Annotated in this window: 2 protein-coding genes; one reads left to right on the plus strand and one right to left on the minus strand. The window is 68.8% G+C overall.

Features of this window, described 5'->3' with window-relative positions; genetic code table 11:
* Positions 1-491 (minus strand): protein kinase (locus tag ACFWGJ_RS43695; protein WP_387334548.1); only part of this gene is annotated, 491 nt, incomplete at its 3' end.
* A gap of 353 nt (positions 492-844) precedes the next feature.
* Between ACFWGJ_RS43695 and ACFWGJ_RS43700 the strand changes: the two genes are divergently transcribed.
* Positions 845-1,374 (plus strand): protein kinase (locus tag ACFWGJ_RS43700; protein ID WP_387334549.1); only part of this gene is annotated, 530 nt, incomplete at its 3' end.

The raw sequence follows: 1,374 nt of genomic DNA on the forward strand, positions 1-1,374 counted from the left end.
CGGTGCACGATGCCGTGCTGGTGGGAGTAGGCGAGCGCTTCGAGCACACCGGAGACGATGATCAGCGCCTGTTCGGGCCCCGGGGCCTCGGCGTTGATCAGGAGGTCGCGGATCGTGCGGCCCTCGACGAGCTCCATCACGATGTACGGGACGACCTGGTGGGGGAGGACGTCCTCGCCCGAGTCGTAAACCGCCACCACCGCATGGTGGTTGAGGCCGGCGACCGACTGGGCCTCGCGCGTGAAGCGGGCCTTCGAGGTCGGGTCCTCGGCCAGGTCGGAACGGAGCAGCTTGACCGCCACGGTCCGCCCCAGCCGGACGTCCTCGGCCGCGAACACCTCGGCCATACCGCCCCGGCCGAGTCTGTGGGTGAGCCGATACCGGCCGTCCCCGACCAGTCCGTTGTTACCCCACAACTCCGGCGCATCTGACATACCGCCGCCAGTCGCCTCGGGGTCGGACGGGCCCTGAGCGCGCTGCTGCTGTGCCATCGGTCCTCGCCGTCGTTTCTGTCCGCACCGGTCGACGTAGTACGCGCGGTGGTTGTTACGGTCTCCGTCGGGCCACGCTACAGCCTCCACGCGAACCGCCGGTCCGTGATGGACCCGCTCGCGGAACCCGCGGCGGATCCGCGGGTGCACATTCTGTGTACCGGCCGTACAGCACCTGTAACGCTTCCGCGACGCTTCCTACGCGTACGGTCACGGAACGGGCACCGAGCTTGACGTGTCAGTGCCCTCCGGCAGACTTGGCCGGAATAACACCAGAGATCACCGGCCGCGGGAGCCACACCAGACGACTTTCGCCCGCGTGACGGCGCACTGCCGATGGGGGACGCAGAAAGATGAGCCAGGACGGCGCACACGGGCGGTACGTGGGGCGATCGGTCGCCGGCGGGCGCTATCAGCTGCGCGACCTGCTCGGCGAGGGCGGCATGGCGTCGGTGCACCTCGCCTACGACTCGGTGCTCGACCGACAGGTCGCGATCAAGACACTGCACACCGACCTCGGCCGCGAGCAGGCCTTCCGCGAGCGGTTCCGCCGCGAGGCCCAGTCGGTGGCCAAGCTCACGCACACGAACATCGTCTCGGTCTTCGACACCGGCGAGGACACCCAGCTCGAAGGCGGCTCCGGGTCGCCGACCCCGTACATCGTCATGGAGTACGTGGAGGGGCGTCCGCTCGGCTCGGTCCTCGACCAGGACGTCGCGCAGTACGGCGCCATGCCCGTCGACAAGGCCCTGAAGATCACCGCGGACGTGCTGGCCGCCCTGGAGATCAGCCACGAGATGGGGCTGGTCCACCGCGACATCAAGCCGGGCAACGTCATGATGACGAAGCGCGGCGTGGTCAAGGTGATGGACTTCGGCATCGC

Source organism: Streptomyces sp. NPDC060205, from assembly GCF_042728395.1.
Taxonomy (GTDB): Bacteria; Actinomycetota; Actinomycetes; order Streptomycetales; family Streptomycetaceae; genus Streptomyces.